The 14,099-nt window shown below is 35.8% G+C and carries 11 protein-coding genes; 9 read left to right on the top strand and 2 right to left on the bottom strand.

Annotation, left to right across the window (positions count from 1 at the left end; all coding sequences use genetic code 11):
* Positions 1-159: 159 nt before the first annotated feature.
* From NSQ71_RS12000 to NSQ71_RS11980, 5 genes are all read left to right on the top strand, one after another.
* On the top strand, positions 160-1,380 hold the full coding sequence (locus NSQ71_RS12000) for a DNA polymerase IV (RefSeq protein WP_066247697.1): 1,221 nt from the start codon (positions 160-162) through the stop codon (positions 1,378-1,380).
* 110 nt (positions 1,381-1,490) lie between these two features.
* Positions 1,491-2,903: an NADP-dependent phosphogluconate dehydrogenase gene (gndA, locus tag NSQ71_RS11995; protein WP_063388147.1), complete on the top strand. Its 1,413-nt coding sequence runs from the start codon at positions 1,491-1,493 to the stop codon at positions 2,901-2,903.
* 226 nt (positions 2,904-3,129) lie between these two features.
* The gene (locus tag NSQ71_RS11990; protein ID WP_340733985.1) at positions 3,130-3,681 is read left to right on the top strand and encodes a hypothetical protein; all 552 of its coding nucleotides are present in this window, start codon (positions 3,130-3,132) and stop codon (positions 3,679-3,681) included.
* Between the two features lie 161 nt (positions 3,682-3,842).
* Positions 3,843-5,345 carry a hypothetical protein gene (locus tag NSQ71_RS11985; RefSeq protein ID WP_340733984.1) on the top strand — a complete coding sequence of 501 codons (1,503 nt, stop codon included), beginning with the start codon at positions 3,843-3,845 and terminating at the stop codon, positions 5,343-5,345.
* 297 nt (positions 5,346-5,642) lie between these two features.
* Positions 5,643-6,314: an ABC transporter ATP-binding protein gene (locus NSQ71_RS11980; protein WP_094246181.1), complete on the top strand. Its 672-nt coding sequence runs from the start codon at positions 5,643-5,645 to the stop codon at positions 6,312-6,314.
* A gap of 190 nt (positions 6,315-6,504) precedes the next feature.
* Here the strand turns inward: NSQ71_RS11980 and NSQ71_RS11975 are convergent, their stop codons facing one another.
* Complete coding sequence (locus NSQ71_RS11975; RefSeq protein ID WP_066247629.1) at positions 6,505-6,972, bottom strand: CBO0543 family protein; 468 nt, start codon at positions 6,970-6,972, stop codon at positions 6,505-6,507.
* Entirely contained in the window at positions 6,893-8,044 is a 1,152-nt protein-coding gene (locus tag NSQ71_RS11970) for a DUF2515 family protein (protein ID WP_066247631.1), read from the bottom strand. The genes NSQ71_RS11975 and NSQ71_RS11970 overlap by 80 nt, the downstream gene beginning before the upstream one ends.
* 90 nt (positions 8,045-8,134) lie before the next feature.
* On the opposite strand from NSQ71_RS11970, the gene shc reads away from it, so the two are divergent.
* The 4 genes from shc (at position 8,135) to NSQ71_RS11950 (ending at position 14,025) form a co-directional block, all read left to right on the top strand.
* Positions 8,135-9,997 (top strand): squalene--hopene cyclase, encoded by a 1,863-nt coding sequence (gene shc, locus NSQ71_RS11965; RefSeq protein ID WP_339211929.1) that lies wholly within the window; start codon positions 8,135-8,137, stop codon positions 9,995-9,997.
* A 215-nt stretch (positions 9,998-10,212) separates the two neighbouring features.
* Positions 10,213-11,328 carry a sugar-binding protein gene (locus tag NSQ71_RS11960; RefSeq protein ID WP_242513817.1) on the top strand — a complete coding sequence of 372 codons (1,116 nt, stop codon included), beginning with the start codon at positions 10,213-10,215 and terminating at the stop codon, positions 11,326-11,328.
* Positions 11,325-12,758 carry a sensor histidine kinase gene (locus NSQ71_RS11955; protein WP_445206644.1) on the top strand — a complete coding sequence of 478 codons (1,434 nt, stop codon included), beginning with the start codon at positions 11,325-11,327 and terminating at the stop codon, positions 12,756-12,758. Before NSQ71_RS11960 ends, NSQ71_RS11955 begins: the two co-directional genes overlap by 4 nt.
* Positions 12,751-14,025, top strand: a complete 1,275-nt coding sequence (locus NSQ71_RS11950) for a response regulator (protein ID WP_066247636.1) — start codon at positions 12,751-12,753, stop codon at positions 14,023-14,025. Before NSQ71_RS11955 ends, NSQ71_RS11950 begins: the two co-directional genes overlap by 8 nt.
* The last annotated feature ends 74 nt before the right edge of the window (positions 14,026-14,099 follow it).

Here is a 14,099-nt window from a genome sequence, read left to right as displayed (position 1 = left end):
TAAGCCGTAAAAACGACTTATTAGACACCCCCTTTCCTTTATTTTTAAAGCATTTGCATAGCAGGCAGCAAGAAATGCCAGCTTCATTCAGCTCTGTCCGCCCATTCAAAAGAACAAGGGAGCCTCTTTTATTTATGTATGGTACAATGATATTGGGTGATGTGTATGAGCCGCGTTATTTTGCATATTGATATGAATAGTTTTTACGCATCTGTTGAGGCTGCCTTTGATCCGTCGTTAAAAGGGCTGCCGCTTGCGATAGCCGGCAACCCGGAGGAGAGGAAAGGAATTGTTGTGACTTGCAGCTATGAAGCTAGAGCGTTTGGGGTAAAGACGACCATGCCAGTATGGGAGGCAAAGAAGCTTTGCCCGAATTTAATTGTCAAAAAGCCCCGTTTTGATCGTTATCGAAAAGCATCGAAAGCAATGTTTGCGATTTTATGTTCATACACACCGATTGTAGAGCCGGTTTCTATAGACGAAGGATATATGGATGTCACAGACGTCGCAAGACATCCGCTCGATCTGGCAAAAGAAATTCAACAGCGGCTTCTTGATGAGTTGGAGCTGCCGTCCAGCATCGGAATTGCCCCGAATAAATTTTTGGCTAAAACAGCTTCTGATATGAAAAAGCCTTTAGGCATAACGGTTTTAAGGAAGAGGGATATTAAAGAGAAATTGTGGCCTCTTGATGTAGAAGAGATGCATGGCGTAGGGGCGAAAACAGCTGAAAAATTAAAGAAGATCGGAATTCGGACAATCGGTGACCTTGCAAGAGGAAACGACGTTCAACTAGAAAAAATAATTGGCATTAATGGATTAAGGTTAAAAGAAAAAGCAAACGGCATTGACCATCGCCCGGTTGATCCATCGTCCGTTTATGATTTTAAAAGCGTCGGAAATCAGATGACGCTGCCCGAAGATGCAACAAATGAAGAAGAGTTAAAGAATGCCCTGAAAAGTTTGGCGAAATCGGTAAGTCTCCGATTGAAGAAAAAAGAGGCGGTAGCGACAAAAGTTGCAGTGATGCTTCGCTATAAAGACCGGACGACTGTAACAAAAAGTATGAAATTAGAAAACCCAACCGATGATGAAAGAACAATTTTCCAGCATGCTTTGATTGTTTTTCAAAAGCTGTGGAAAAATGAGCCTGTGCGCCTGCTCGGCATAACAGGGCAGGATGTGATGCACAAAAAAAATGCTTTTAAACAGCTTGATCTATTTACTTTTGAAGAAGAAGCGAAAAATGAACCGCTCCATCAGGCGATAGAAAAATTGTCTGAAAAATATGGAGAAGGAATTATCAAAAAAGGACTGAGCATGCATAAAGAGATTGATTCTTTCGGCTCGAGCTTCGGGAAAGATTTTTTCTTTAAATAAGTTTTTTAAGCCTGTACTTTGTATATGGCTTTGACTTGAAAACAATCTATTAATTATGGTATTTTCAGTTCTGTAGAATAGTTATTCGAAATAGAAAGGGACGTATTCATATGTCAAAACAGCAAATAGGTGTTATCGGATTAGCAGTAATGGGAAAAAATTTAGCATTGAATATTGAAAGCAGAGGCTACAGCGTTTCTGTCTACAACCGTTCTTCAGAAAAAACAGACGAAATGCTAAAAGAAGCAGCAGGAAAAAAAATCGTCGGAACGTATAGTATAGAGGAATTTGTCAATTCTCTTGAAAAGCCTCGAAAAATTTTACTGATGGTTAAAGCGGGTGCTGCGACTGATGCAACTATTGAACAGCTTCTTCCATATCTCGATGAAGGAGATATTTTAATTGACGGCGGAAATACATATTATAAAGATACTCAACGCCGCAGCAAACAGCTCGCTGAACGCGGCATCCATTTCATTGGCACAGGGGTTTCCGGCGGGGAAGAAGGAGCTTTAAAAGGCCCTTCCATCATGCCGGGAGGACAAAAAGAGGCTCATGAGCTTGTGCGTCCAATTTTTGAAGCGATCGCCGCTAAGGTAAATGGTGAGCCGTGCACCACCTACATTGGTCCAGACGGAGCAGGACATTACGTAAAAATGGTGCATAACGGCATTGAATACGGAGATATGCAATTAATTTCCGAAGCTTACTTCATTTTAAAACATGTTCTAGGGTTAAATGCTCAAGAGCTTCATGAAGTGTTTGCTGAATGGAATAAAGGAGAGCTCGACAGCTATTTAATTGAAATTACAGCAGATATTTTCACAAAAATCGATGAAGAAACAGGAAAACCGCTTGTCGATGTCATTCTTGACACCGCCGGGCAAAAAGGAACAGGAAAATGGACAAGCCAAGACGCGCTCGATTTAGGAATCCCTCTTCCGATCATTACTGAATCGGTATTTGCCCGTTTTATTTCCGCCATGAAGGAAGAGCGTGTTAAAGCAAGCAAACTGTTGAGCGGACCGAATGTACGGCCTTATGAAGGAAGCAAGGAAGAACTCATTGAAGCCGTTCGCAAAGCGCTGTACATGAGCAAAATTTGTTCTTATGCTCAAGGGTTTGCGCAAATGAAAGCAGCAAGCGAAGAATATAATTGGAATTTAAAATACGGCGATATTGCCATGATCTTCCGCGGCGGCTGCATCATCCGCGCAGCGTTTTTGCAAAAAATCAAAGACGCTTACGATCGCGACCCTGATCTTCCAAACCTACTGTTGGACCCTTATTTTAAAGAAATTGTTGAAAGCTATCAGGGAGCTTTACGACAAGTTATTGCGATTGCCATCGAAAGAGGAATTCCAGTGCCGTGCTTCTCTGCCGCTCTTGCTTATTATGACAGCTACCGCACTGAAACATTGCCGGCAAACTTAATTCAAGCACAGCGCGATTATTTCGGCGCTCATACGTATCAGCGCGTTGACAAAGAAGGCATCTTCCATACAGATTGGCTGAATAAATAACGATAAAAAGCATCGGTTTTAACCGATGCTTTTTCATTTCGCCATGATTTCTTTCTCGTGAGCACCGTTCTGCTATTTTTCATTTTGAAAAAGAAAAATACAAAATTTTTCTTGATAAAAATTTCAACATAAATTACTATAAATTCAAATAAAGGTTATATATTCCATTAAGATATAAAACTAGACTTATAATTCATTTGCTAAAAAGCGAGATGAGTGATAAAAAATGATCCAATGGATAAAGGATAATAAATTTTCCAGCTATGTATTGTTTTTTATTGCTTTTACATTGTCGTTCATTTCGATCATTCTGTCCATCTATATATCGATGGGCTCAGAGGCGGAAAATATTCCAATCATGCTGAAAAAAGAAGGGGCGCCGGCTTATGCAGTTTTCGGAATTGTCCTCGTGTTTATTATATTATCAGTCATAATGCAATTATTTGTAGGAGCTTCCATTACTCATTTTTTCGTAAAATTTCTATTTAGAATTCCTTTACAATTTTCTTTATTTTATAGAGTTTATCTTATTTTCACTTCTTTTTTAGCGTTATCGATTATTTGGCAATTGTTTATGTTCCGAGATACTTCGAATATTTTTTTCATTGTAGCCAATCCGTTTTTACTCTCAGGTCTTTTTACTCTTTTTATTCTATTGAAAAGAATGGCGAATTTAAGCTGGAAAAAGCCGCTCCTTTTCACCATTTTTTCTTTATTCGTCTATTTGGCTTTTACATTTTTAGGAGGTTGCGTATTTGATGAAGAATACATTATGTGACGTGATCTTTTCTAATATGGCATCAGGATGAAGTTATGCAGTTTATTATAAAGGGTGCACTAAAAGCGGCTTTTAAAATTTAGTACTCTTAAAATATCACATAATTCATCCTTATTCATGAGAAAACCGATCTAAACTTGTGTAAGCGAGTATGATAAGACATGTATTTAAAATTATGCTATTTATTAACGAATAAAATCATCAAAGTATTTATAAACAGGCTTTTTTATTTAAGCGATGGAATTGGATTGAAGTCTAATATTTTTAATCCGATCCTTCAAATACTGAAAAGATATGCTGTTTTTGTATGTTTGGCTGCTTATATATTCTGGTTTGTACTTGCGGTCTTATTCCAAATCTTGTTTCACCATATTTCCTTGCCCATAAAAACATTGAATTTATTGATTATCTTATTTATTTTGCAACTGTGTATAATTCAGGCTGGAAGCGGTGTCAGCGATGAAATTCGCAATTTTGCAATTGAAAGCAGATTTTCTGCAGACATAAAGAAGAAATTGATCATTACTAATGAATTTTTAGGCTTCTTTTTAATATGGCTGTTTCTTTTGCTCATGTCATTGCCTTTTTTTATCGTACAGACATATTACAACTCCTATGCAGGCTTTGTTTTTCTTCTGCAAATCTTTTCATTTTTGTTCTTCTATGGGTTTGTGCTGGCATTTATAAAATTTTTATTATTTGTGTTCAAGCGAAGCTACCCCTTTGGAAGCAATCGGTTCATTATTTCTTTCATTTATTTGCTTCTCTGTTTATTCATCAATGGAAAAAAAGAAGATCTTGAATTTTTTGTTGGTTCTGCCGTTCGTTATTTTATTCACGGAGATTTTGCGGATTTTGTAATAAAATTTGTCCCTACCGAAGTCAATTTATATGAGTTGAGAATACATGGATGGCTGTTTTGGCTGGGCATTGTTTTAATAGGAATTTGCTTGTTTTTCTTTCATAAAGCCTGCGATTATTTATTCATTGAAAAGCAAATAATACGATCTTTTTCTAAATACCATTTGCCTAAAAAGAAGTCATTATATATTTTTTTCAATTATATAAGATCAAACGGGATCATCAACAGCCATTTTTTCGTGACGTATACATTAACTGTTCTGCTGTTTCTATTTGTCGAATCTCTTCCTATAAAGGTGAATGATATATCCCTTTTTACAGTTTTTCTATTTATTTCTCTATTCATGAATCATAATCATTCGAATATCATTTTGCTTTGTAAAAGACATAAACTTTCGATCATTCAAACGTCTGTTATGTTTTCGTATATTTTATGGGTTCAATACTTCATTGTGGTGATTTTACTAATTTCTGCGAAGTTGATATCTGCTGATCTGGCAGCATTATCCTTTATTTTATTAGGATTTGCCTTTATATTTTCCAGTCTAATCATTTATTGTACGTTTATTTATCAATTTGAAAAATATTTTATTGACGAAAAAGCGTTTGAAAAATTAGGCGGGATTTTAATCGTTCTCTTTTTTGCCTTCGTTGCTGCTATAAAATCCTTGCTGCGTCTAATAGGTTTAAACAATTTATTTTTAGGAGAAATGCTAAGTCTCATTTGTGTTTGTACAATTTTATTTTTAATTTTTCATAAAATCGATCGAATAAGAGGCTTCTTTTATGAGCGATTTCATTGATTTTTGAATGATGGCGTGCTTGGAATTTACCTAAACAATCGGCTTCTACGAAAATTTATTAATAAAACGCACCATTTTTGTCACATTATTCACTATGCTAATTTTTGCTGCTTTTTCAACAGCGATCGGTCATGGACAGCTTATCAACATTTCGCTTCATTTTATATAGGCTGGGAAGACAGCGGTCGCGTTGGCTTGCAGTCAGCTTCAATTAAGAATCAACAATGGGATTATGTTGTCTCCTCTTTAAATATAGAGGGAAATGTTAAAAATTAACATAAGTTAGGGTTGAAAAAGATGATTCAAGTTGCGGATTTAAAAAAGTCGTATCTGGCGAAAATGGAAATATTAAAAGGAGTTCAATTTACATTAGAACCAAATAATATCTATTGTCTATTAGGGAGGAATGGTGCGGGAAAAACGACATTGATGAAAATTTTGTCCGGCATTCTAGCTTATGATTCCGGCACGATTATAATAAAAGATAACAAAAAGCTTAATGAGCTTGTTCATTATGTTTCAGAGAAGCCAATTTTTCTAGATTTTTTATCTGGCTTTGACAACTTAGATTTTATTCAAAAAATCTATCATTTGAATATGTCGAAAGATGAATTGGAAAGGTTTTGTGAAGAACAAGGAATTCAGTCGTTTATCCACGAACTGGTCATCAATTATTCGCATGGAATGAAGCACCAGCTGGCTTTAGCCGTTGCTTTTTTAATAAAACCGAGGGTATTGCTGTTGGATGAGCCGCTAGTATCTTTAGACCCGATTAACATTGCTGAAACTTATAAGAAGCTCGTTTCTTATGCCAGAAGGGGAAATATTGTTCTTCTTTCCACGCATATGATCCCGATCGCCCATAAATTGGCCGATGAAATATTATTGCTGAAAAACGGGAAAATTCATCAAGTTGCCAATCAATACAGCGAAAGCGAACTGGAACATTATGTGTTAAATCAAATATAATAATATTTTTGCTGGATGCTTCAGCTATTTCAAAATCGATGCCGTTAATTATGCTGTCGGGCTTAAAACAGCAATTATTGTCAAGACCGAAAAAATCACCGATTTATCATTCTCCAGAATCTCATTGATCCTTTTATTGGGAGCCTCTTTTCCCGTAATCGACAGCTTCAAAGGGCTGAACGTTGCAGCCCTAATTGTTTTGGGGAGAATTCACCAGTATGCTGTAAAATCTCCATATAATTATAAAGAAAAGGATATATCCAAAAAAAGAATAGAAATGATTCCAATTAGAAGAATGGATAAACACGCCCGCTCGTTCAGCCGCTTGTTCAAAAATGCAGGCTAAAATACCAATTAAGCAAAGTAGGATTGGGCGAACAAAAGGACGGATTTTATGCATGACGATTAAAAATGAGGCGGTGATAATAGGTAGAATGACGAGCGTAAACAAGATGTTAATAGAGAAGATTTTCGGGAACAATCGTTTTGGAAAGGCGTAAAATCTGCATTCAACAAAAATCAAATCTAAGTATGTTCCAAGTAAAGAGGCAAAAAGTGCTGCAGCAAGTAAAGCAATGTTATTCCTTTCTAAGAAAAATTGCTTTTTTCGCCATGATGGTAAGTTCAATTTTTTCGATTGTTTTACAATAATCTTCATAAATATCCCCGCCTGAAAATGTTTCTTCTTTTAAATAGTGGATGACCTTCCAATCATGGAACCAATCTCCACTGTCCGCGTCTTCGTGTTTGATATTTCCCCAAGCGAATTTTAATTGAGGGCTGTAAATGCGCGGCTCTCCTTTTTTCAACTCGCACTTTTTTGTCCTTCGTTTATAGATTGTGCCTGGCAATGATTCTTTCACATGATGAAAGAGGTGCCCCCAGTAGTCTGCTCTCGAACCTGTATGCTTATTTTTTTTTGCCCAACGCAGCACTCCTTGTAAAACGTTCTCTTGGTGAAAAAGCAAAGAATATAAACGTTTACCTAACATAATTCGTTCATGAAGCGATGCAAAATGCTGCAGCGTCGCTCCGATTAAAGCAGGCTTTGTTTCATTTTCGACATACGGAAAGATGATGTGATTAAATCGCAAAAAATCATAAAGCTTGAAACCAATCGTGTTTAATACGGTCTTTTGAAAATGATGATTTTGAATAACATGTTTTTCTAAATAGTTTTGTTCATTGATGACCGTTGCGATTGCCAGTAGATAATAGTTTCTGTTTTCCCAATAGTGATTCCAGATTGTTTCCATAAATGTTGATACGTTTAAATAGGGGAGGAGGTAAAATAAGTTTCGTTTCATGCGCAAGCTGTGGTGATAAAGTAAAAATTGCGGGAATACATCTTGAAAGATTAACCAATTTCCACGTTCTAAAAATAAAAAGTAGTTTTTTTGCTCCTTTTCTGATATTAGCCTTGATAACAAGTCTCCTTTTAAATCTGTCATATGCCATCCTCCATTCCGGGAAACCATATGTCCTAAGAGCGCCCAATGGATGTCTGGATGCCTGATATAAAAATTTAAATATGCAGCTGTTCTAGTTACGTTGTTAGTGTTGAGTGTATTTGTCACGTTCACAATGGAATCAATGATGTTTTGTTCCCATGTTTGTAATGGAGGCATAGGCTGATTTACGTTACTTTTCATTTTTTCGACGAGATCTTCCTTAATTTTCAAAAGCTGTTGATCGATCAATTTATTGTTGTTCAACCATGGAAAGACCATCCTATTCCTCCCTCATCGAATAGCTTCCATAAAAGCTGAATATGTATAGGAATAAGCTAAAACTTACTACATGAAGTGGTGGTGAATAGGATGAAACAACGAATTGAAGCTGAAATCAATCGATTGGCGGAATTAATCCTAAAGAGGCAAAATTTTGACGGAGCTTGGGATTTCCCATTTGAAACGGGTATTGCCACAGATTGTTATATGATTATCTTATTACGAACATTGGAAATTCATGATGAACAATTCATTCAATCACTCGTTGACAGGATATTAAGTAAACAGGAGAAAAACGGAGCATGGAAGCTGTTTTACGATGAAGAGAAGGGAAATCTATCCACAACAGTTGAAGCATACTATGCTTTACTTTATTCGGGATTCATCGATCAAAACAATACAAACATGCGACTAGCTAGGAAGTTTATCATAAACTATGGTGGCATTGGAAAAGTAAATATGTTTACGAAAGTCATGCTTGCTTTAACGGGCCAAATCAAATGGCCTAAATCCTTTCATCTGCCGATCGAATTCATTTTATTTCCAACTACTTTTCCTGTAAATTTTTTTGACTTTTCCGTTTATGCAAGAGCCAATTTAATACCAATATTGATTGCTGCTGATCGCAAGTTTAGTATAAAGACAAAGCATACTCCTGACTTATCAGACTTATATGTTCATAGAAATGAAGACCTTTGGGACTTGGACTCTTCTGAATGGCGTTCTTTTTTTTCGTTTATATATGACGGCATGAAACAATTAGTAGGTATTCCTTTTGAGCTTCATCGATTGGCATTACATCGAGCAGAACAATATATGTTAAATCGAATTGAACAAGATGGTACCTTTTATAGCTACTTTAGTTCAACATTTTTAATGATTTTTGCTCTGATGGCTCTAGGATATTCGAAAAAGCATCCAGTTATTGTTCGGGCTGTTCAAGGGCTAAAGTCAATGAAGACAACAATAGATGGACACACTCATATTCAATACACGACGGCAACTGTTTGGAATACGGCATTATTAAGCTATTCATTACAAGAAGCTGGTGTACCATCTGCGTCAGCTTCTATTCAAAGAGCAAATCAATATTTGCTTTCTCGCCAGCACTATCTATATGGTGATTGGGCTGTTCATAATCCGTATCAAATACCGGGGGGATGGGGATTTTCAAATATTAATACGATGAATCCGGATATTGATGATACAACAGCGGCTTTACGCGCGTTGCGAAAAGAAGCATTAAATAATCGCTCCTTTTGGGATCGAGGAATGAAATGGCTCCTGTCTATGCAAAACGATGATGGAGGCTGGGGATCGTTCGAAAAAAATGTCAATAAGTCATCGCTATCTTGGCTTCCGATAGAAGGCGGGGAAAAAATGCTTCTTGACCCATCAACGCCTGATTTAACGGGAAGAACGTTGGAGTTTTTAGGGAATTTTACACGATCAAGCTACAATCAAACGTTTATAAAACAAGGGGTAAAGTGGCTTTTAAAAAATCAACGAAGCGATGGTTCTTGGTATGGACGATGGGGAATTTGTTATATTTATGGATCATGGTGTGCATTAACAGGCTTAATCGCAGTAAAGGTGAGAAGAGATCACCCTGCCGTACGAAAGGCTGTGAAATGGTTATACTCCATTCAAAATGACGATGGGGGCTGGGGAGAGTCTTGTAAAAGTGATATACAGAAAAAATTTATCCCTTTACCAGCTAGTACTAGAGTGCATACCGCGTGGGCATTAGACGCTTTGGCAGCGGCAGAAGAAACGGTTACACCACAAATGAATCAAGCAGTGAACTATTTATTAAATTCAAAAGATGAAAATTCATGGACAATCACATACCCAAAAGGTCAAGGCTTACCTGGCGGATTTTACATTCATTATCCAAGCTATGAATATATTTTTCCTTTGCTGGCATTGGCTCATTTTGTAAAGAAATGGTGATTAGAGGATGGAAATTTGTATGCAAAAAGCTACGGCCGTAACATTTTTGATAATTAATTTTTAACCTTTTTACCGAAAAATAGTAGAACGATGTTTCAATGGAAAGCTATCCTCATTTAAAGTGAAATTCGCGAGACTCCTAAAGGGAAAAAGCGATCAGTGTAAGACAAAAGCTATGAATTATTTCCCTATGAGGAGTCATACATGAGAAATTTATGAAAAATAAAAAGGAAATCGCACTAGTTTATAATAATATTAATAGATATAAGGCTTGTAGATTATCAAAATATTTAATCGGATTAACTGTAAACGGTTACAATTTATTTGAGCTAAAGGTGAAATATATGTCAAACAAAAGATGGACATTAACTTTTTTATTCTTAATTATTTTGTTTCTATATGTTTTTATTCAATTTATATGGACGTCAAAGCAGATGGAAGAGACAGTGGAAGCTCTTGACAAAAGGGTTTCCCTACATGAAGAACCTCCGCATTTTATTCTTATTGCTCAAGAATTCGATAATCCATACTGGCGGAAAGTAGAAAAAGGTGCTCAGGATGCTGCAAAAAAGTTTCAAGTAGAAGTTGAATATGTCGCTCCGTTACGAACAAGTATTGAAGAACAGATTAAGTTATTAGAAAAAGCAATTGCTTCTAAAGTAGATGGAATCATTGTTCAAAGTTTGGATGAAGAAACATTTACTCCAATCATTAATAAAGCAATATCCAAAAATATTCCAATTATCACAATTGATACAGATGCTAAAGCGAGCCGTCGTCTTTCCTATGTAGGGACAGACAATTTTGCAGCTGGTCAATTGCTTGGGAAAACCGTGGTAGATATGACAACAGGGCAGCATAAAATTGGGGTTATTATTGGGAGTGAATCATCTGACAATCAACAGGAGCGGCTAGATGGTTTTTTGTCAGTTATTAAACAACATCCAAGGTTAGAAGTAGTGGAAGTCCAAGCATCCAATATTTCAAGAATACAAGCGTCCATTCAAGCTGATATTATGTTAAGAAAATATCCCGATATTTCAGTGATGGTTGGGACAAGTGCTTTAGATGCAATTGGTATGACAGTGGCTGTGAAAAATTTGCAACGATCCGATATTCAAATTTTTGGATTTGATGACGTCGAAGAAACATTATTGGCAATAAAAAAAGGAGAGATTACAGCAACCATCATTCAAAAACCATATGAAATGGGTTTTATTGCTGTTCAATTAATGTCCAAGCATTTGCAAGGACAACCTATTCCAAACGTATATTTTACTTCAAGCAAAAAAGTAGATGCATCAAACGTACAAATGGAGGTAACACCGTGAATATACGGACAAAATTGTTTATCTTTATTCCATTGCTCGTCATTTTACTCAATACTATAGCATTTTTTATTTTTGATAGTGGAAAAAAAGTTCAAAAGAGCTATGACTTCATGGTCCATCGTATTTACTTATACAAACAAATTTCCAATGAAACTCAAGAAAATCTTCGCTATTTAAGCAGCTATCTCATATATCAAGACAAAGAAAATCTTAACTTGCTAATTAAACATAAAGCTAATTTAGAAGCTCTGCAAAGTAATTTAAGCAACAATTCGGCCAGTAATGCTTTAGTAGTTGATAATTACAAAAATATGATCAATACTTTTCTCCAACTGGAAGAAGCTATTTTAACAAACTTAAAAGAAAAAAAATTTCTGGATCAAGCTGATCAATTCAAAGAAATAGAAAGAGTTGCTTCTTTCATTCGGGAGGATAGCCAACAACTAGTAGACATGGAATTGAGTGAATACCAGCCTGTGTATAATAGTATGTTGGCAATTAACGAAAATATGAATAAATGGGGAGGAAGTTTGTTTATTGTAACCACAGCATTAAGTATCGTATTTGCTATCTGGCTGTCTCGAAGTATCGTCATTCCCATTCAGCAGCTTGTTCAAACAGCTAAACAAGTCGCTGCGGGAGACTTAAATACGAACGTGCCGATATACCAGCCAAATGATGAGGTTGGGGTACTAGGAAAAGTGTTTAATCAGATGATTGAAAATTTACGAAAATTAATCTCTAAAAATATGGAAATACTAGAAAAAGAAAAATTAATGAGAGAATTAGAGTTAAAAGCACTTCAAAGTCAAATTAACCCGCACTTTTTATTTAACACATTAAATGTGATCTCAAAGCTTGCATATATTGAAGGAGCTGAAAAAACGAGTGAACTAACCATTTCTACTTCCAATTTATTACGATATAATTTGCGGAAATTAAACGAACCTGTCATGCTGCGTGAAGAAATTGAAAATGCAAAAGAGTATTTTGCCATACAAAAAGCACGATTTCGTGACCGTATTTCATTTCAAATGGAGATTGATAATCATTGTTTAGACCAATCAATACCTGCACTTACGATTCAGCCTTTGCTTGAAAATGCTTTTGTCCACGGGATCGAATCAATGGAATCAGGAGCTGTTATTGAGTTAAGCGTCAAAGAAAAAGAAGGAAGAGTGTTGGTGAAAATTTCGGATAATGGTGTAGGGATGGATGAAAGGATTGTGAAAACAATACTCGAGTCACCATCTTTTTCAATTAAAAAATCAACAGGACATTCAACAGGATTAGGAATGGAAAATGTGTTTCGACGTTTGCGATTATTTTACCAAGTACATGATATCGTGGATATTAAAAGCAAGCAAGGTCGCGGCACCACGATTTTGTTGTCATTACCAAGAGTAAGGGGGGAAAAGATGCATGTATAAACTTCTCATTGCAGATGATGAACCTCTAGAGCGTGAAGGGTTAGAATTGATGATTCAAAAATGTTTGCCCAATCAATTTCAAATTTTTCATGCTGAAAATGGCCGATTGGCGATACAACAGATGGAAAAGCATCAGCCGGAAATTATATTTATGGATTTAAAAATGCCTGGTATTCAAGGACTGGAGGCGATTGAAGAAATAAAAAAACAAAATCCTAAGATTAAAATCATTATATTAACTGCATTTGATTATTTTTCCTATGCAAAAGAAGCCATTGAACTCGGTGTGAATGATTATATTTTAAAACCAGCTAAAAAAGAGAAAATTGTCTCTGTGTTGAAAAAATGTATATCAGAATTAGAAGAAGAATTGCTAAATCGTGAGAAGGAACTGAAAATGAAAGAAAAGCTGGGACACCTTTTTTCAATTAGTGAATCCGAATGTGCCCTAATGATTATGATGGATGCAGTATCAGAAACAGACGTGGATGAATTGCTTTCTCTGTTAAAAATCCCTCACCGAACTAGTGTAGCCTTTGTCATTGAATTTTCCGATATAAAGATGGAAGAGAAACAAGATTTATACCAAATTGTCAAAAGGTATATGAAAAATAAACAAGAGTGTATATGCAGTCCTTTAATCGATCATCGTATGACGATATTTTCTTTTCCTTCCGATCAGGACATGACGAGAAATCAATGGATTACTCTTTCCATGAAATGGTTGAAGGAAATCGAAAAACGAACAAACAAAAAAATTAAAATAGGAATTGGTACTTTGCAAAAGGATATTCAAGGCTTTAAAAAGTCATATCAAGAAGCTCTTCTGGCTGTAACATCTCAACCGTATTTTGGACGGGTAAAACATATTTCAGAAGTAGAGGCTGCACACGATTCAGACAAGAAAGAAAAGAATCGAGCTTTACTAAATTCAGAGAATACGAAGGGACTAGATATAGCACTTCAATTTATTTCTGATCATTTTCACGAAGATATTACACTAGAGGAAGTCGCTCAATTGATGAATTTTCATCCACACTATTTTAGTAAACGATTTAAACAGGAAACGGGCCAAACGTTCTCTGATTTTTTAACACACATGCGTATTGAAAAAGCGAAAGAACTGATGAAACAATACCACCTTAACGTAAAAGAAATCTCTTATTATGTTGGTTATAACGATCCTAACTATTTTAGCCGAGTTTTTAAAAAAGTTACAAAAATGACGCCAAAAGAGTATCGAAACCAACTGCAGAAAAATAAATGATAAATTCGATCACTTCTCCTATACGTGCAGGAGGGGTGCTCTTTTTTTTAGCACTTTTTTGACAAATATTAAAA

The organism is Aeribacillus sp. FSL M8-0235 (assembly GCF_038000355.1).
In the GTDB taxonomy this organism is placed as follows: domain Bacteria; phylum Bacillota; class Bacilli; order Bacillales; family Aeribacillaceae; genus Aeribacillus; species Aeribacillus composti.
The sequence above is the reverse complement of the archived record's forward strand: the minus strand, read 5'-3'. Positions and strand labels throughout refer to the sequence as shown.